Origin of the sequence: Curtobacterium sp. C2H10 (genome assembly GCF_025407985.1) — a bacterium.
Taxonomy (GTDB): Bacteria; Actinomycetota; Actinomycetes; order Actinomycetales; family Microbacteriaceae; genus Curtobacterium.
Map to the genome: position 1 here is coordinate 115,310 of NZ_JABXGF010000004.1, position 17,166 is coordinate 132,475.

At 71.4% G+C, this 17,166-nt stretch carries 20 protein-coding genes; 6 read left to right on the top strand and 14 right to left on the bottom strand.

The window, feature by feature from the left end:
- Nucleotides 1-149 precede the first annotated feature (149 nt).
- From HWD93_RS03760 to HWD93_RS03780, 5 genes are all read left to right on the top strand, one after another.
- Nucleotides 150-593, top strand: a complete 444-nt coding sequence (locus HWD93_RS03760; RefSeq protein WP_070417311.1) for a hypothetical protein — start codon at nt 150-152, stop codon at nt 591-593.
- A complete protein-coding gene (locus tag HWD93_RS03765) occupies nt 590-1,048 on the top strand; it encodes a hypothetical protein (protein WP_070417312.1) in 459 nt (152 codons plus the stop codon). Before HWD93_RS03760 ends, HWD93_RS03765 begins: the two co-directional genes overlap by 4 nt.
- A complete protein-coding gene (locus HWD93_RS03770) occupies nt 1,045-1,995 on the top strand; it encodes a hypothetical protein (protein ID WP_261646079.1) in 951 nt (316 codons plus the stop codon). Before HWD93_RS03765 ends, HWD93_RS03770 begins: the two co-directional genes overlap by 4 nt.
- Nucleotides 1,992-3,014: an alpha/beta fold hydrolase gene (locus HWD93_RS03775; RefSeq protein ID WP_261646080.1), complete on the top strand. Its 1,023-nt coding sequence runs from the start codon at nt 1,992-1,994 to the stop codon at nt 3,012-3,014. Before HWD93_RS03770 ends, HWD93_RS03775 begins: the two co-directional genes overlap by 4 nt.
- 295 nt (nt 3,015-3,309) lie before the next feature.
- Nucleotides 3,310-3,522 (top strand): hypothetical protein, encoded by a 213-nt coding sequence (locus HWD93_RS03780; protein WP_139199319.1) that lies wholly within the window; start codon nt 3,310-3,312, stop codon nt 3,520-3,522.
- Between the two features lie 72 nt (nt 3,523-3,594).
- On the opposite strand, the gene HWD93_RS03785 is transcribed toward HWD93_RS03780, so the two are convergent.
- Entirely contained in the window at nt 3,595-6,111 is a 2,517-nt protein-coding gene (locus tag HWD93_RS03785) for an ATP-dependent Clp protease ATP-binding subunit (RefSeq protein WP_070417315.1), read from the bottom strand.
- A 233-nt stretch (nt 6,112-6,344) separates the two neighbouring features.
- The gene (locus HWD93_RS03790; protein WP_261646081.1) at nt 6,345-6,821 is read right to left on the bottom strand and encodes a Clp protease N-terminal domain-containing protein; all 477 of its coding nucleotides are present in this window, start codon (nt 6,819-6,821) and stop codon (nt 6,345-6,347) included.
- Between the two features lie 71 nt (nt 6,822-6,892).
- On the opposite strand from HWD93_RS03790, the gene HWD93_RS03795 reads away from it, so the two are divergent.
- Nucleotides 6,893-7,825: an NAD(+)/NADH kinase gene (locus HWD93_RS03795; RefSeq protein ID WP_070417317.1), complete on the top strand. Its 933-nt coding sequence runs from the start codon at nt 6,893-6,895 to the stop codon at nt 7,823-7,825.
- A 150-nt stretch (nt 7,826-7,975) separates the two neighbouring features.
- Here the strand turns inward: HWD93_RS03795 and HWD93_RS03800 are convergent, their stop codons facing one another.
- The 12 genes from HWD93_RS03800 to folP form a co-directional block, all read right to left on the bottom strand.
- Nucleotides 7,976-9,046, bottom strand: coding sequence for a sigma-70 family RNA polymerase sigma factor (locus HWD93_RS03800; RefSeq protein ID WP_070417318.1), 1,071 nt, complete (start codon nt 9,044-9,046; stop codon nt 7,976-7,978).
- 340 nt (nt 9,047-9,386) lie between these two features.
- Nucleotides 9,387-9,554 (bottom strand): hypothetical protein, encoded by a 168-nt coding sequence (locus HWD93_RS03805; protein WP_156794796.1) that lies wholly within the window; start codon nt 9,552-9,554, stop codon nt 9,387-9,389.
- 63 nt (nt 9,555-9,617) lie between these two features.
- Nucleotides 9,618-9,782 carry a hypothetical protein gene (locus HWD93_RS03810; RefSeq protein ID WP_261646082.1) on the bottom strand — a complete coding sequence of 55 codons (165 nt, stop codon included), beginning with the start codon at nt 9,780-9,782 and terminating at the stop codon, nt 9,618-9,620.
- 73 nt (nt 9,783-9,855) lie between these two features.
- A complete protein-coding gene (locus tag HWD93_RS03815) occupies nt 9,856-10,059 on the bottom strand; it encodes a hypothetical protein (protein ID WP_031262806.1) in 204 nt (67 codons plus the stop codon).
- 41 nt (nt 10,060-10,100) lie between these two features.
- Nucleotides 10,101-11,621: a lysine--tRNA ligase gene (gene lysS / locus HWD93_RS03820; RefSeq protein ID WP_261646083.1), complete on the bottom strand. Its 1,521-nt coding sequence runs from the start codon at nt 11,619-11,621 to the stop codon at nt 10,101-10,103.
- Nucleotides 11,622-11,676: 55 nt separating this feature from the next.
- The gene (locus HWD93_RS03825) at nt 11,677-12,369 is read right to left on the bottom strand and encodes a Rossmann-like and DUF2520 domain-containing protein (protein ID WP_261646084.1); all 693 of its coding nucleotides are present in this window, start codon (nt 12,367-12,369) and stop codon (nt 11,677-11,679) included.
- Nucleotides 12,366-14,168, bottom strand: a complete 1,803-nt coding sequence (locus HWD93_RS03830; protein WP_261646085.1) for a PH domain-containing protein — start codon at nt 14,166-14,168, stop codon at nt 12,366-12,368. Before HWD93_RS03830 ends, HWD93_RS03825 begins: the two co-directional genes overlap by 4 nt.
- A 9-nt stretch (nt 14,169-14,177) precedes the next feature.
- Nucleotides 14,178-14,699, bottom strand: a complete 522-nt coding sequence (locus HWD93_RS03835) for a PH domain-containing protein (RefSeq protein WP_070417322.1) — start codon at nt 14,697-14,699, stop codon at nt 14,178-14,180.
- Between the two features lie 58 nt (nt 14,700-14,757).
- Complete coding sequence (locus HWD93_RS03840; RefSeq protein WP_070417323.1) at nt 14,758-15,249, bottom strand: DUF3180 domain-containing protein; 492 nt, start codon at nt 15,247-15,249, stop codon at nt 14,758-14,760.
- Complete coding sequence (gene folK / locus HWD93_RS03845) at nt 15,246-15,791, bottom strand: 2-amino-4-hydroxy-6-hydroxymethyldihydropteridine diphosphokinase (protein WP_229085861.1); 546 nt, start codon at nt 15,789-15,791, stop codon at nt 15,246-15,248. Before folK ends, HWD93_RS03840 begins: the two co-directional genes overlap by 4 nt.
- Entirely contained in the window at nt 15,788-16,189 is a 402-nt protein-coding gene (gene folB, locus HWD93_RS03850) for a dihydroneopterin aldolase (RefSeq protein ID WP_261646086.1), read from the bottom strand. The genes folK and folB overlap by 4 nt, the downstream gene beginning before the upstream one ends.
- Nucleotides 16,186-17,160, bottom strand: coding sequence for a dihydropteroate synthase (gene folP / locus HWD93_RS03855; protein ID WP_261646087.1), 975 nt, complete (start codon nt 17,158-17,160; stop codon nt 16,186-16,188). The genes folB and folP overlap by 4 nt, the downstream gene beginning before the upstream one ends.
- Nucleotides 17,161-17,166 lie beyond the last annotated feature (6 nt).

Below are 17,166 nucleotides of genomic sequence, written 5' to 3' on the forward strand. Positions count from 1 at the left end.
ACCACCGCACGGCGCAACCCGCCTGTTCGGCATCCCCCCACGAAATGCCGACCTGACGAACGGGCACGCGCCTGGCAGAGTGGGTGTCGCTGGCCGACGCGCTGGTTCAGTTTTACCATGTCTGAGACAGATGTACAGGGCGGGGAGACATGATCGAGTACACCGACGACGACGCACACCGACGCGAGCTCTCACGCAAGCTGCAGCTCCTGATGGACGTCGTCGAGGCCAACTCCGGGCAGCGCCCCTCCTACAAGGAGATCGTGGCGGAGATCGAGGCGCAGGGCGCCTCGATGAGCCGACCGCGGTGGGGCTACATGCTCGGGGGCAACGGACCGGCCGTCCGTGACCAGCGTCTGCTCGTCGCGCTTGCCGGCTACTTCGGTGTGCCGTCCGAGTACCTCACCGACGCCGCGGGCAACACGGACGTCCCGGAGCGGGTGCAGGCGCAGCTCGAACTCGTCCTCGAACTCCGCAAGCGCGAGGTCGTGGCGTTCGCCACCCGGCGACTCGGGGAGTTCGCCTCCGCGGCCGAGATCCGCGACTTCACCGAGCACGTCCGGCGGCTCGACGACTCCGGGTCGACGCCGTGAGCGCGTTCGCCGACCGGATCGGTGCCCGCCGCCAGCAGGCCGAGGCCCGGCGCAGCGTGCAGCGACTCGGACTCCCCCGGCGACTGACGCTGCCGGAGCTGCTCGTCCGCGCCGAGTCCGCCCTCGGCAAGCCGATCCGGCTCCGCACGACCGCACTGCCCGGTGACCTCTCCGCCCGGCTCATCCAGCGCGCCGACCACGCTCTGCTCGAGACGCGCCCCGACCTGTCCGAGCGCTCCCGGGTGGCCTGCGTGCTGCACGAGCTCGCACACGTGTTCCTCGCCGACCCCGGCTGCGACCATGAGGCGTACACGGGGCTGCTCACCGGACGGACGGCGTTCACCCGGTCGCTCGACACCCCGCACGAGCAGGCGGTCGAGCTCGTGGCCGACCAGCTCGCCCTGCGGATCGGGCTGCTCGACCCCGACACCGCGCCGCGCGGGATCTTCCGGTGACGCTGCACGTCTGGGGATCCCTCCCGGTCTGGCTGATCCTGGCCGTCCTCGTCGTCCGGCTCTGCCTCGTCCGGACCCAGTCGGCGAGCGTCACCTGGCTCATGGTCTGCTGCGCGTTCGTCGCCGTCGGGCTGAGCATCAACCAGCCCGACGTCGTGACGTTCCTCGGCGGGCTGACCCGCACGCCGAACGTCGCCGACCTGCTCGGCCGCTGCCTGATGGTGTGCGGCCTGTTCGCCCTCGCGCAGTCGGTCGAGGCGGCCGCCCGGTCCGCGCGGCTGCTCCGACCGAGCCGGCTCGTCGGCGTCGCACTGGTCCTCGTCGCACTGGTCGTGCTGTTCGTGCTGATCGACGCCCCCGTGCCCACGTCGCAGTTCATGGTCGAGTACGGCGACCAGCTGCCCACCGCGCTCTACTCCGCGGTCGAGATGACGTACATCGCCGTCGTGATCACCCGGTCCGCACTGGCGGTCCTCCGCGGCTTCCGCGAGGGCGACGGCCTCGGGCGCATGTACTGGCTGTTCGTCGTCGGGGCCGCGGTGATGGTCCTGCTCGCGGCCATCGCCGTCGCGCTCGACGCCGTGCACGTGCTCGGCCTGGACGCTGCGGTCCGGGTGCTCGGCACCGTCTACGCACCGGTCTTCCTCACCTCGATGGTCCTGCTCGCCGTCGGTGCCGCCGGCGGGGTGCTGCCCGACGCCGCCCGCGAGTTCCGCGACTGGCGGGCCGCCCGGGTCCGCTTCCGGACGCTGGAGCCCGAGCTGCGGCGACTCGAGGGCGCGTCCGGCAACCGGGGGCTGTACTTCACGATCGCCTGGCAGCGTCGCCAGTGGCGGAGTCGACTGCACCGGCTGTCCGTCGAGATCGAGGACCGCGCGCGTGAGGCCGGGCAGGACGTCCCGGCCGCCGCGACGCTCACCACCGCACGACTGGAGGAGACCACATGACCGGTGGACGCATCGCCGCACTCGGGACCGCAGCGGGTGCCGTCGGGACGCTCGGGCTGGGCGCGTTCGTCGCACGCCGGCTGCTCTTCCCCACGCCGTACTCGGCGACCGCCACCGTGCGGAGCGCCACCCCGACCGAGGCCGAGTTCGTGGCCACCCGCGACACCCGACTGCCCGGGACGTACCGGATCACCCGCGACGGCCAGGACGTCCGCGTGCAGGACGTCCTCGACATCGACGGGGACACGGTCCGGCGGCGCACGGACGGCCCGGCAGCCGGCGGCGAGTGGGGCTGGGACGCGCTGCTGTACGACGACCTCGCGGACGTCCCCGGCGACGAGCCGACCGAGGTCCCCGGCGACGAGCCGACCGACGTCCCCGGCGACGGGCCCACGCACGTCGTCCACGTGCACGGGCAGTCGCTCGGGCCGCGGCAGGTCCTCCGGGGCATCCCGATCTGGCGTGCCCTCGGCGCGACGTCCGAGGTCGTCGACACGACCGACCTCCCGCTCCGCTCGCTCGACCCCGGCGCGGTCGACCGCATCGTGACGGCGGTCCGGGCAGCCCGGGGCCGCGGGGTCACCCGGGTCGTGCTGCAGGGCTGGTCGGCGGGGGCGCTCGCGTGCTCGGTCGCCGCCTCCCGGGTCGAGGTCGACGGCCTCGTCGGGATCTCGCCGCTGCTCAGCGTGTCCTCGGCGCTCCGCGGTGCGGTGTCGGGCGCGCACCTCCCCGCGTTCGTCGGCACGGTCGCGGCACGGATCGCGACCACCGGCGTGCTGTCACGGCTGGCCGGCGCCGCTGCTCCCGTCCAGACGACCGCGTGGCAGGCGTCGGCGACCCCGACCCTGCTCGTGCACTCGGCGGCCGACGCCCTCGTCGCCGAGGCCGACGTCGCCGCGCAGACCGCGCGTCCGGGGACCCGGGCGGTCGCGTTCCGGACCGCGCCGCACACGCTCGAGTGGAACGAGGACCCGGAGCGCTGGGAGCGGGCCATCCGAGACTTCGCGGCTACCCTCTGACGCGAGACGCGAGACGCACGACGCACGACGCACGACGCACGACGCGCGCCGAGCGACGCGCGCCGAGCGACGCGCGCCCCGGCGACGTGCAACGGCCCCGGTCTGCGAACAGACCGGGGCCGGCGCGTCTCGACCTGTTGGGGGGAACCGGTCGAGCGCTGCGTGCGAGGTGTTGGGGGGAACCCCTCGCGCGCAGTCACCACCGTACCCCCGGACGGGGGCCCGTGGTACCGCGACGCGCGAACCGTCCCGGGTCTGGGTCGGGCGACATCGCGCCGCGCGTAGCGTCCGGCGCATGGACGATCAACCCGAACCCGAAGCCCACGAGCGTCACCGCTCCGTGGCAGACCTCAACGACGAATCACTCGGACGCCCCTTCGACCAGACCAACGGCCTGGCGGACGGACTGAGCGGCGACTCGGACGGCACGGCCGAGAGCGAGCAGCCCGGCGTGCACAAGCGACACGAGAAGCGCGAGAAGCACCGCGGGCGCGACCACCAGGGATGACCGCACCCACGACGTGACGGGAGGCGCGGTGCCAGCTGGCACCGCGCCTCCCGTCACGTCCGTGACCGGGTCCTAGGACTCGATCTCGCCCTGCGGCGTGTCCGTCGCCTCGACGGCGGCCGCGCCGGCGAGGACCTCTTCGCGACCCGGCTGACGCCCGGTCTCGAACTGGAACTCGCCACCGGTGAAGTCGACCTTCACGTGGTCGCCGGCCGTGAGCTCACCCTGCAGGATGTGCTCGGACAGCTGGTCCTCGACCTCGTGCTGCATCGCGCGGCGGAGCGGGCGGGCACCGAGTGCCGGGTCGAACCCGACCTTGATGAGCTGCTCCTTGGCGGCGAGCGTGAGCTCCACCGTCATGTCGCGATCGAGCAGGCGGTCGGCCAGGCGCTTCACGAAGAGGTCCACGATCTGCAGCAGCTCGGGCTGCGAGAGCTGCGGGAACACGATCGTGTCGTCGACGCGGTTGAGGAACTCGGGCTTGAAGTGCTTCTTGAGCTCCTCGTTCACCTTCGAGCGCATGCGGTCGTAGCCGACACCGGAGTCACCCTCGACCTGGAAGCCCACCGGGCCACCGGCGATGCCCTGCGAACCGAGGTTCGTGGTCATGATGATGACGGTGTTCTTGAAGTCGACCACGCGGCCCTGACCATCGGTCAGACGACCCTCTTCGAGGACCTGCAGCAGCGAGTTGAAGATGTCCGGGTGGGCCTTCTCGATCTCGTCGAAGAGGACCACGGAGAACGGCTTGCGGCGCACCTTCTCGGTGAGCTGGCCGCCTTCCTCGAACCCGACGAACCCGGGAGGGGCACCGAAGAGTCGCGAGACGGTGTGCTTCTCGCCGAACTCCGACATGTCGAGGGAGATCAGCGCACCCTCGTCGTCGAAGAGGAACTCGGCGAGGGCCTTGGCGAGCTCGGTCTTCCCGACGCCCGTGGGGCCGGCGAAGATGAACGAGCCGGAGGGACGGTTCGGGTCCTTCAGGCCGGCGCGGGTGCGTCGGATGGTCTTGGAGAGGGCCGAGATGGCCTCTTCCTGACCGATGACGCGCTCGTGCAGTGCCTTCTCCATGAAGACGAGCCGCGAGGTCTCTTCCTCGGTGAGCTTGAACACCGGGATGCCCGTGGCCTGCGCCAGGACCTCGGCGATGATGCCCTCGTCGACGGTGCCGGACGCGGCGACGTCACCCGCACGCCACTGCTTCTCGAGGCGGAGACGCTCGCCGAGGAGCTTCTTCTCCTCGTCACGGAGCGAAGCGGCCTTCTCGAAGTCCTGCTCCTCGATCGCGGCTTCCTTCTGCCCGCGGACCGCCGAGATCTTCTCGTCGAACTCGCGGAGCTCCGGCGGCGCCGACAGGATCGACAGGCGGAGGCGTGCACCGGCCTCGTCGATCAGGTCGATCGCCTTGTCCGGCAGGAAGCGGTCCTGCACGTAGCGGTCCGCGAGGTTCGCCGCGGCGACGATCGCGCCGTCGGTGATGGACACCTTGTGGAACGCCTCGTACTTGTCGCGGAGACCCTTGAGGATGTTGATCGCGTGGGGCAGCGACGGCTCGTTGACCTGCACCGGCTGGAAGCGACGCTCGAGTGCGGCGTCCTTCTCGAAGTGCTTGCGGTACTCGTCGAGCGTGGTGGCACCGATGGTCTGGAGCTCACCGCGCGCGAGCAGCGGCTTGAGGATGGAAGCGGCGTCGATCGCGCCCTCGGCAGCACCGGCACCCACGAGGGTGTGGATCTCGTCGATGAAGACGATGATGTCGCCGCGGGTGCGGATCTCCTTCGTGACCTTCTTGAGGCGCTCCTCGAAGTCACCGCGGTAGCGGGACCCGGCGATGAGCGACCCGAGGTCGAGCGAGTAGAGCTGCTTGTCCTTCAGCGTCTCGGGCACGTCGCCCTTGACGATCGCCTGGGCGAGGCCCTCGACGACGGCGGTCTTGCCGACGCCGGGCTCACCGATCAGGACGGGGTTGTTCTTGGAGCGGCGGGAGAGGATCTGCATGACCCGCTCCATCTCCTTCTCGCGGCCGATGACCGGGTCGAGCTTGCCGTCACGCGCCGCCTGGGTGAGGTTCCGACCGAACTGGTCGAGGACCTGCGAACCCTGCTGGGCGTTCTGCTGCTGCTCGCCGCCGACGGCGACCGCTTCCTTGCCCTGGTAGCCGGACAGGAGCTGGATGACCTGCTGACGGACGCGGTTGAGGTCCGCGCCGAGCTTGACGAGCACCTGGGCGGCGACGCCCTCGCCCTCGCGGATGAGGCCGAGGAGGATGTGCTCGGTGCCGATGTAGTTGTGGCCGAGCTGCAGCGCCTCGCGCAGGGACAGCTCGAGCACCTTCTTGGCGCGCGGCGTGAACGGGATGTGCCCGGTCGGCTGCTGCTGGCCCTGCCCGATGATGTCCTGGACCTGCTCGCGGACGGCATCGAGCGAGATGCCGAGCGACTCCAGCGCCTTGGCGGCGACGCCCTCGCCCTCGTGGATGAGGCCGAGGAGGATGTGCTCGGTGCCGATGTAGTTGTGGTTGAGCATCTTCGCTTCTTCTTGAGCGAGGACGACAACACGACGGGCTCGGTCGGTGAATCTCTCGAACATGTGCTCTCCCTTGCCGGGCTCGTGGAAGTCCGGTGACGTACATCGAGAGTAACCAGCGCACCCCGGGTGGTCTGCCCCTGTTCGCCGTGGGCGTGACCTCGTTGCGTCCGGTGAACAGGGGACGGTCGGGAGGCGCGGTGCGGGTCCGCCCCGGAGCCTGCGCCCGGTGGTGCTCACGGGGGTCGCGCGGCGGGTCGCGCCGGGTGTCGGGTCGGCGCGGGGTGCGGGGTGCGTCAGGCGCGTCGTGCGGCCCGACGCAGGGCGCGGCGGAAGCGGCGCGGGTCGACACCGAGACCGTCGAGGACGTCGTGCGCGGCCCCCGTGAACGGATCGTCGATGCCGTCGAGCACCGCGAGCAGCAGGTGGTGCGGTCGGACGCGTTCCGCCGGGCCGGCGAGCTGTGCGGCACGGGCCAGCACCCGCGCCGCGGCCGGTGTACACGTGACCCGGTCGGGCGAGACCGGTCCGGGTGCCCCGGCACCGACGAAGGCACTGCTCGCGGTGCGGACGCGGTCGGGCGTGACGCCGTGCGCGTCGAGGACGTCGAGGAAGCGGGGCATCCCGCTGCAGAGCGTGACCGCGGCGACGAGGAGGTGTTCGGCGTCGAGGAAGCCGAAACCGGTCTCCAGTGACTCCTGTTCCGCGAGGAGCACGATCTCGCGTCCGTGCCGGAGTGTGGGCAGGGCGACGGAGAGCGTGGCGATCTGCATACATGCAGAATATCTCATGTGTGAACAGTCCACGAGAGGAGATCCCGGGCGCGATCGGTACGATCGCGACCATGGAGCAGCCCGTCGTCGGACTCGTCGTCCACCCGACCAAGAACGTGCAGGAGTCCGTCGCGACCCTGCAGCGCTGGAACGCCTCCGGCCGCGGACGCCTCGTCGCCCGCCGCGCCGACGTCCAGCGCATCGGCGGCGGGGTCGACGTGATCGGGGACGAGGACTTCACGGAGGAGGTCGACCTCGTCGTCGCACTCGGCGGGGACGGCACGATGCTCGGGGCCATGCGGCTCGTGGCGAAGCGTCCGGTGCCGGTGCTCGGGGTCAACTACGGCAACGTGGGCTTCCTCGTCGAGATCGAGCCGCCCGAGCTCGAGGTCGCGCTCGAGCGGCTGTCCGCCGGCGACTACCAGCTCGAACCGCACCACGCGCTCGAGGCCCGGCTGTTCTGGAGCGGAGCCCGCACCGACTACCTCGCGTTCAACGACCTCACGATCGTGCGACGTCCCGGCGCCGGGCAGGTGTCCGCTGACCTCAGCGTCGGCGGGCTCGGGTACGGGTACTACCGGGCGGACGCCATCGTCGCCGCGACCCCTGCCGGGTCCACCGCGTACAACTACGCCGCCGGTGGCCCCGTCCTCTCCCCCGCACTGTCCGGCTCCGTCGTGACCCCGGTCGCACCGATGGCCGGGATCGACCGTGCCGTGGTCCTCGCGGCTCGCGAGCGCTACCGGTTCGACATCGCCGAGGGCACCCGCAGCGCAGCGCTCGAGGTCGACGGACTCGTCGTCGGCGAGGTCGCCACCGGTGCGCAGATCGACGTGCGGCTGCGGAAGGACGCCGGCAGCGTGGTCCGCCTCGACGCCGAGCGCCACGGGCGGACCGGACGCGTGAAGCTCAGCCTGCTCGACCTGCCCGTGCGGCCGGACCAGCTCATCGAGCTCATCCCCCAGGACCTCCGCCAGAAGCTCGGGCGCGAGGTCGAGGAGTAGCGGACCGCGCCCTGCCCGACCCCGGGAACGTGAATGGCCCGCTCACGCCGAAGCGCGAGCGGGCCGTCCCATCACCCCACCGGATCGTCTTCCCACAGAACGACCCGGTTCCCCGTGCCGGCACTCACGTGCCGGCCGAAGTCCACTGACCTAGTCGGTCAGGTACAGCTGCATGTCCTGCGAGACCGCCTTGGCGAAGAGCCGCAGCTTGGCGCGGGACTCCACACGGCTGACCGCCTGGCGGGTCGTGTGGACGATCTTCGAGATCTCGTCGAGCGTCATCGGCTTGTCGTCGTCGAGGCCGTAGCGCATGCGGATCACGTTCGCCTCGTCGCTCGGCAGTTCGGCGACGATCGAGCGGATGTCGCGGTGGAGCAGCGTCGTCTCGGTCAGCTCGTTCGGGGACGCGGCGTCCTCGTCCTCGATGAAGTCGCCGAGCTCGCTGTCGTCCGAGTCGCCGACGACCGTGTGGATCGACACCGGCTCGTGCGAGCGGCCCTTGAGGTCGACGAGCTCGTCGACGCTCATGCTCAGCTCGGCCGCGACCTCGTCCGGCATCGGCGCGCGGCCGAGGTCGACGGTGAGGTCGCGCTCGGTTCGGGAGATCTTGTTGATCAGCTCGACCGTGTGGACCGGGATGCGGATCGTTCGGGCCTTGTCGGCGAGACCGCGGGAGATCGCCTGACGGATCCACCAGGTGGCGTACGTCGAGAACTTGTAGCCCTGCGTGAAGTCGAACTTCTCGACCGCGCGGACCAGGCCGAGGTTGCCTTCCTGGATGACGTCCATGAAGGGCAGGCCGCGCTGCGAGTAGCGCTTGGCGATGCTCACGACGAGGCGGAGGTTCGAGGTGATCATGCGCTCCTTGGCGCGCTCACCGTCGCGGACGAGCCAGCGCAGTTCACGCTGCAGGGTCTTCGCGAGGCCCTTCTCGGTGGCGAGCTTCTCCCCGGCGAAGAGGCCGACCTCGATGCGGCGGGCGATCTCGGCTTCTTCCTCGGCGGTGAGGAGCGAGAGCCGTCCGATGTGCCGGAGGTAGTCACCCACCTGGTCGACTGAGGCGCCGCGGACACCCGCGAGTTGCTCGTCGGCCTCGACCTCGGTGTCGAGCGTGGTGGTCTCGACCGCGGTGACCGGAGCCTTCGCTGCGGTGGTCTTCTTGGTGCGACGTGCGGTGGTGCCGGTGGTCGTCGTCTTGGGTGCTGCGGTTGCGATCGTCATGATGACTCCCTGCGTTCGACGGGTGATGACCTCGTTGGGGGTGTCACGAGTAAAGCGTTCCGGAGGTGTACCCCACAAACCGATCGGATCGATTCTCAGGCTTCTCCGTGCTTCACCATGGATACCGTCCCCCGAGGGGTACAGCCTGTCGTCAGTCTGGTCCCCCGCATGGTCGAGAATCAAGGGGATGTCGCCGTGTTTCCGGCGTTGCATCGGTGTTTCTTGCTCGTTTCCGATCCTGTACCCCGGGCCGCCGCGCCCAGTGGACACGAAAAAGGGGTACGGCGGTCCGGATCGTGGCGATCCGGTCGTCGTACCCCGAAAACCGAACGGGCGGGGGTCACCAGGAGGGCTCGAGCCACCCCTCGCGACGCTTCGAGACCTCGAGGTCGGCGTCTCGGTCGAACTCGTCGTACTCGCTCTCGATGTCGCCGACGAGGCTGCGGCCGGTGAAGACGCCCCCGCGGTTCGCGAGGACACCACCGGAGATGATCTGCGTGATGGACATGCGGACGATGCTCACGCCGGCAGACGACGTCGGGGTGAACGGCCGGTGACGGTGTCCGGACGCTCAGACGTCGATGTCGTCGTCGTCGCCCTCGCCGTCGGGCCACACGGTGTCGTCGCGAGCGGGATCCGCGACCGCCGGGTGCCCGAAGGCGTCATCGGGATCGAGGTCGGCGAGGTCGGGGTCGGGCTGGGGTTCGGGTTCCCTGCCGTCCGGGGTCGCGCGCATGCACGCCAGGGTCGCACCGCGCGGTGAACACCGGGTGACGTCGACCGCGGGCGGCCCCTTGATCGGGAGCGGGTTACTCCGCGGAGGCGGGCGCCGGTGCCGGCACGCCGTGCTCACGCTCGAAGCGGGCACGCTCCTCGGCCTCGACCTTGGCGTACGCGGCACGCTCGGTGCGGTCGGCCCGCATGATGGCACGCATCACGAACCAGAAGATGAGGCCGACCACGACGGTCGGCGTCAGGGCGAAGATGATCCCGGTCACGACTCCATGCGGCACCCGAGCATCCTAACCCCCGGAACGGAGCCGTCAGCTGGGTCCTACTTCACCAACGGGAACAGGATCGTCTCGCGGATGCCCAGGCCCGTGATGGCCATGAGGAGCCGGTCGATGCCCATGCCCATGCCGCCCGACGGCGGCATCGCGTGCTCGAGTGCCCGCAGGAACTCCTCGTCGACGCGCATGGCCTCGAGGTCGCCGCCCGCGGCGAGCTTCGCCTGCTCGATGAACCGCTCCCGCTGCACGACCGGGTCGACGAGCTCGGAGTACGCCGTCGCCAGCTCGAAGCCACGGACGTAGAGGTCCCACTTCTCGACGATGCCCGGACGGCTGCGGTGCTCGCGGGTCAGCGGCGAGGTGTCGACCGGGAAGTTCATCACGAACGTCGGACGGTCGAGCGAGTCGATGACGAAGTGCTCCCAGAGCTCTTCGACGTACTTGCCGTGCGTGGCGTGCGCGACCTCGACGCCCTCGGCATCGGCGAGTGCCCGCAGCTCGGGCAGCGGCGTCTCCGGGGTGATCTCGCGACCGGCGGCCTCGGACAGCGACCCGTACATGTCGATGCGCGGCCACTCGCCGCCGAGGTCGTACGTCGTGCCGTCCGCCCAGGTGACCTTGAGCGAGCCGCCTGTCACGGCCCGCGCGGCGTTCTGCACGAGCTCCTGCGTCAGGTCGGCCATCTGCTCGTAGTCGCCGTACGCCTGGTAGGCCTCGAGCATCGCGAACTCGGGCGAGTGCGTCGAGTCGGCGCCCTCGTTGCGGAAGTTCCGGTTCACCTCGAACACCCGGTCGATGCCGCCGACCACGGCGCGCTTGAGGAAGAGCTCCGGCGCGATGCGGAGGTACAGCTCGGTGTCGAACGCGTTCGAGTGCGTGACGAAGGGCCGCGCCGAGGCACCGCCGTGCTGGGTCTGCAGCATCGGGGTCTCGACCTCGAGGTAGTCGTGACCAGCGAAGGTCTGCCGGAGCGACGACATCACCGCGGCACGGGCGCGGACGGTGGCCCGGGCCTCCTCGCGCACGATGAGGTCGAGGTAGCGCTGGCGGACCCGCGTCTCCTCGTTGAGTTCGTTGTGCAGGTTCGGCAGCGGCAGGATCGCCTTGGCCGCGATCTGCCAGTCGTCGACCATGATCGACAGCTCGCCCCGCCGCGAGGAGATCACCCGGCCGTGCACGAACACGTGGTCCCCGAGGTCGACGAACTCCTTCCAGCGCGCGAGCGACTCCTCGCCCACCTCGGCGAGGGACACCATCGCCTGGATGCGGGAGCCGTCACCGGACTGCAGGGACGCGAAGCAGAGCTTGCCGGTGTTGCGCGAGAACACGATGCGGCCGGCGATCCCGACGACGTCCTGGGTCTCCTCGCCGGTGTCGAGGTGCGCGTACTGCGCACGGACCGCGGGGATGGTGGTGGTGACCGGCAGGCCCGCCGGGTACGCCTCGATCCCCGACTCGAGGAGCTTCGCCCGCTTGTCGAGCCGGACCTGTCGCTGCTCGCTGGTCTCCGCCGCGGCGATCTCGGCGGCGGAGGGCTCGGTGGCGGGTGCGGTCTCGTCGGTCATGCTGGTGCGGCTCCGATGGTCGTGGGGGTCCCGGAAATCGTACAGCGCGGCCGGACTAGAGCGTCGCCTGCCCGTCGGCCGCCGCGAGCGCGTTGTCGACGGCCGTGCGGACCAGCGCTCCGAGGACCCGGCCCGGGTACTCGACCCCGATGCCGGACAGCGTGCCGGCGGACTGGTCGACGATCGCGGTCGAGAAGCTCACCGCGGCGCGGACGGCGTCAGCGTAGGCGGGCCGGTCCTGCTCGGTGACGACGAACGGCTCCGCACCCATCTCGACGACGAGCGCCTGGGCGATGGGGAGCACGGGCGACGGTGCGGTCACGGCGCAGTACGCGTCGCGGAGCCGGACGAGGTCGACGCTGGTGCCCGTGAACGCCATCGCGGGGTGGATCGCGAGCGGGATCGCCCCCGCGGCCATCGCCGGTGCGAGGATGCCCACGCCGCGGTCCGGGCTGGTGTGCACGACGAGCTGCCCCGGCTGCCAGATCCCGGCGTCCGCGAGCCCCTGCACGAGGTCGGCCAGCTGGTCGTCCGGCACGGCGAGGAGCACGAGTTCGCTGCGCTCGACGAGGTCCGGCGTCTCGAGGACGGGTGCGCCGGGGAGCATCGCCTCGGCGCGGTCGCGTCCGGCCTCGGACACTGCCGTCACGCCGACGACGGCGTGCTCGGCGTTCGCGAGCGCTGCTCCGAGGACCGGTCCGACCCGTCCGGCGCCGAGGACGCCGACTCCCAGCCGCCCCGCCCTCACCGCGCGGCTCCCGGCGGAGGAGTGTCGCCCCAGGGCGATCCAGGAGGCACGGTGCCGGTCGGCCGCACCGGCTCGGCGCCGCCGGGTGCGCGCGCTGGCGACGACTGCTCCCGGTCCACCGCGTCCACTCGTCGCTCTGGTGACCACTCCGGGGCCGCGGCCGGCGCGACGGGGGCGAGCCGCGCCTCCCGTTCGCGCCACCGGTGGGAGGTGTCGGCCGCAGCCGCCTCGACCGCGCGGGACGAGGTGTCCGACCACAGCTGCTGCGCGTCCCGCGCGTCCAGCGCACCGATGCTCGCGGAGACCGGGCCCTGCACGGTCTGCACGTGCACCGACGCGAGCCGCAGTGCACGCTCGAGCGGCCCCTGCGAGACCTTGACGCTCTGCACGCGCGGCAGCGGCACGATGACCAGCGAGCGCCAGACGGCACCGAGCCGGAGCAGGACGGCGCCCGGGACGAAGCGGTAGCCGTTGCGGCGGAACGCGAACGGGCGGAGCCAGGCGCCCCGGCGCGGGGAGTGCACGAACCCGCCGCGGTCGCCCGTGGTGGTGAGGCTGTCGTCGACGACGTCGACGGCCTCGGCCGAGCCCTCGCGGAGCTGCTCCTGCGAGGCGGCGGGACCGGCGACGGCGGTGCCGACGAGGCCGGGGAGGATGATGTCGAGGACCTCGCGGACGTCGCGCGCGGTGCCGACCGGCAGGACGATCGACGAGACCTGCTGGTTGTTCGAGGCCCCGTTGCCGGCGTTCGTCGCACGGTTGATCCGGACGTCCCACCAGCCGAACGGCCGCCAGAGCAGCGGCTGCGCCACGCTCACGGCGTGGATGCGGCCGGGCGGCAGGGTTTCGTTCGAGGTGGACACGAGCCCGAAGCCGATCCGGATGCCGTCGCGGGTCTCGGCGATCGTGTACTGCAGCGAGCGGGAGAACTTCCGGACGTAGTACCCGCCGGCGCCGATCACCGCGGGGAACAGGCCGAAGAGGATCCCGTACTCGCCGGTGAGCGCCACGCTGACGATCATCGCGGCGACCGCGGCGAGGATGAACACCGTCGTGCCGGAGAGCAGCATCGACGCGATGAGCCGACCGGGGTGCACCTTCACGATGCGCGTCGCGCGGACCGCGGCGGGGTCGAGTTCCGGCGAGAAGATCTCGTCGACACGGTCCTGCAGCACACCGTTCGACGCCCGGGCCGGGTCGTGCTGCCGCTCGTCGTCCTTCGCCCCGGAGGCGAGCACGAGGATGCGCTGCCGCAGGTCGTCCGCCGCCTTGACCCCGAGGTAGGCGAGCTGCACGTTCGCGTCGTTGCCGGCCTGGGCGATCTCGAGCTTGGCGGTGCCGAAGATCCGCGGGATGAGCGGCCGCGAGATGTTGATGCCCTGGATGCGGTCCAGCCGGGCCTTGCGGTTCGTCCGGAAGAGCACGCCCGAGCGGACCTCGACGATCTCGCCGGTCACCCGGAACTCGTGCATGCGCCAGGACAGGGTGAACAACGCAAGGAGTACCAGCAACAGCACAGCCACGCCGAGCAGCACCCAGCCGACGACGCCGTGCTCGTAGACGTACCGCACGGGGTCGCCGTCGTCCTGCGGGCCACCACCGGGGATGAAGAACTCGACGAGCTGGTCCCGCAGGCTGTTCAGCACGTAGCCGAGGATCACGATGAGGAAGATGCCACCCTTGAGCAGCGGCGTCAGCGGGTGCATGCGGTGCCACTCGCCGTCGGTCAGCGGCGCGGCAGCGGCGGCGTTGCCCCGGTGCGGCGGAGCGGGCGGCGGCGGGCCGGGTCGGAAGGTCATGCGGCCCTCCTAGAGCCCGGCGCGGCGGGACTCGGCGAGCTCGACGAGCCGGTCGCGCAGCTCGTCGGCGTCGGCGAAGGGGATGCCGGGGATCCGGACGTTGGTCGACGCGGCCGCCGTGACGAACTTCAGCTCGCTCATGCCGAGCACCCGGTCGAGCGGTCCGCGGTTGACGTCGACGAGCTGCATGCGGCCGTACGGGACGGCGGTGAACCGCTGCCACATCAGGCCGCGCCGGAGGACGAGGTCGTCGTCACGGAGGGCGTACCCGATCGCCCGCACGCGTCGCGGCGTCAGGATCGCCGTCACGAGGGTGACGATCGCGACCGCGATCCCGATCAGCGTCCAGACGGTGCCCGCAGTGCCGGAGAACCCGCCGCTGACGACGCCGATGATGACGCAGCCGGCGGTCACCACGAGCCCGATCACGATCGTCGTGACGAGCTCGGTCCAGACGAGCTTGGGCGACACCCGGGTCCAGGTGGTGCCGGTCAGTCCCAGACCGGGCTCGTCGAGTCGTTCACGCGGCATCGCGGGCCTCCTGCGGTCGGGTCGTGCTGGGCGGTGCGCCGGGTCGTGCCGCCCGGTGTCAGTGCGCCTGCGTCGTGCCGCCCCGGGGGAGGTCGTCGTCGTCATCGTCCCCAGGAGGAGCGATGCACATGCGTTCGGCGACGAGTGCGCACACCGTCAACACGAGTCCACCCCCGACCGCCACGGCGTTCGGCAGGACCGAGCCTAGCGAAGGGAAGGCCGAGCGGGTCAGGAGGTACACGAGCAGGCCCGCGCCGAACCCGCCGAACAGCGAGCCCGCGATGCTCGACGCCTTCGCGAGCACCACGACGCGGATCGCGTAGAGCGGGTCGACGGGGTGCGACCGGGACGCGCCGTCGCGAGCGTGCCGACGGACCGGCCGGGCCATCAGGACCACGGCGATGCCGATGAACGCGAGGGTGACGCCGAGGGGTGTCGCGAGGAACAGCGTCGGTGCCTGCCGCGACGCCAGGACGGCGTCGAGGGCGAAGCCGGCGACCGCCGCGACGACGGCGACGCTGAGCAGGGTGGAGGCGCGGGTGGGCTTCACGAATCGCTCGTCTCTGGCCTGGAGGCGCGGGTCGGCTCGTCGAAGAGGCGCGGCTCGTCGACGCGCTCCGTGTCGTCCCCCACCCGCTCGAGCAGGTCGGCGACGGGCCCGACACCCGGCAGGACGGCGTCCGGGTCGGCGTCGTGCCACGGCGCGAGCACGAACGCCCGCTCGCCGGCGCGCGGGTGCGGCACGGTCAGTGTCACGGTGTCGAGGGACAGGTCGTCGTACGCCACGAGGTCGAGGTCGAGCGTCCGGTCGCCCCAGCGGACCTCGCGCGTGCGGCCGTGGGTGTCCTCGATGCCGTGCAGGGCGTCGAGGAGTTCCTGCGGCTCGAGGTCGGTGTCGACGACCACGACGGCGTTCCGGTACCGGGGCTTCGTCGTGTCCGGGCCGTCGAGCGTGACGGCGACCGACTCGACCTCGCGGCTGGAGGCCACCGGACGCACCCCGGGGAGGGCGACGATCGCGGCGGCGGCGGCGCGCAGGGTGCTCCCCCGGTCGCCGAGGTTGGCGCCGAGGGCGACGACCGCCCGGCTCACTCTTCTTCCTCGACGTCGGACCCGGCGGCACGGACGCCGCCACGGGTCCGGCGGATCGTGATCGACACGTCGGTGAACGGCACCGTGATGGGCGCCTGCGGCTTGTGCACCGTGACCTCGGTCGCCAGGGCCGCACGGTGCGTCAGCACGGCGGCGGCGATGCGCTCGGCGAGGGTCTCGATGAGGTCGACCGGGTCGCGCTCGATCTCGGCGACGACCTGCTCGGCGAGCACGCCGTAGTGCACGGTCTCGTCGAGGTCGTCGGAGCCGGACGCGGCGCGGGCGTCGACCTCGACGGCGACGTCGACCACGAAGTCCTGGCCGTCGGCGCGCTCGTGGTCGAAGACCCCGTGGTGGCCGCGTGCGCGGACCCCGGTCAGTCGGATGGTGTCCCTCACGATCGAGCTGCCCTCCAGGCGTCCCAGACGTCGAGCACGGCACGGGTCGGTGCCGGGTCGTGCACGCGCACACCCCACGCCCCGCGCTCGGCGGAGAGCAGGCTGATGGCGGCGGTGGCGAGGTCGCGCTCCTTCGGGGCAGCGCCGGCAGCGCTGCCGACCCCGTCGAGGAAGCGCTTGCGTGAGGCGGCGACGAGCACCGGCAGGCCGATCGATGCGAACCGTTCGTAGCCCGCCAGGATCTCCCAGTTCTGCACGCCCTGCTTGGCGAAGCCGAGGCCCGGGTCGATGACGACCTGTTCCTGGCGCACCCCGACGACGATGAGCTCGGCGACGCGGAGTTCGACCTCGCGCCGGACCTCGTCGACGGCGTGCACGTACTCGGCGTTGCGGTACATCCGGTCGCTGTGCCCACGCCAGTGCATGACGACGAACCCGGCACCCGTGTCACGGACGACTCGCGCCATGTCGTCGTCGGCCAGCCCACCGGAGACGTCGTTCACGATGGCGGCGCCGAGGTCCACCGAACGCTCGGCGGTCGAGGCGTTCATCGTGTCGACGCTCACCGTGATCCCCTCGGCCACGAGCTGCTGCACGACCGGGAGCACCCGCTGCTGCTCGACCTCGACGGGGACGCGCTCCGACCCCGGCCGGGTCGACTCCCCACCGACGTCGACGATGTCGGCCCCGGCGGCGACGAGTTCCCGGGCGTGCTGCACCGCGGCGTCGTACGCCTGGTGCAGACCGCCGTCGCTGAAGGAGTCCGGCGTGACGTTGAGGATCCCCATCACCCGGGTCCGGTCGTCGGCCGGCGCACCGTGGTCACGGTCGCGCCGCCGACCGGTCACGATCTCCGGCACCGGTGCTGGTGCCCGGAGGTCGATCGCGACCGTCGGCGGCTCGGCTGCTGCGGCCCGCGCCTGGCTCACCTCGGCGAGCCGACGCGAGCGCCTCGTCGGCAGGTCCGTCATGCCGGC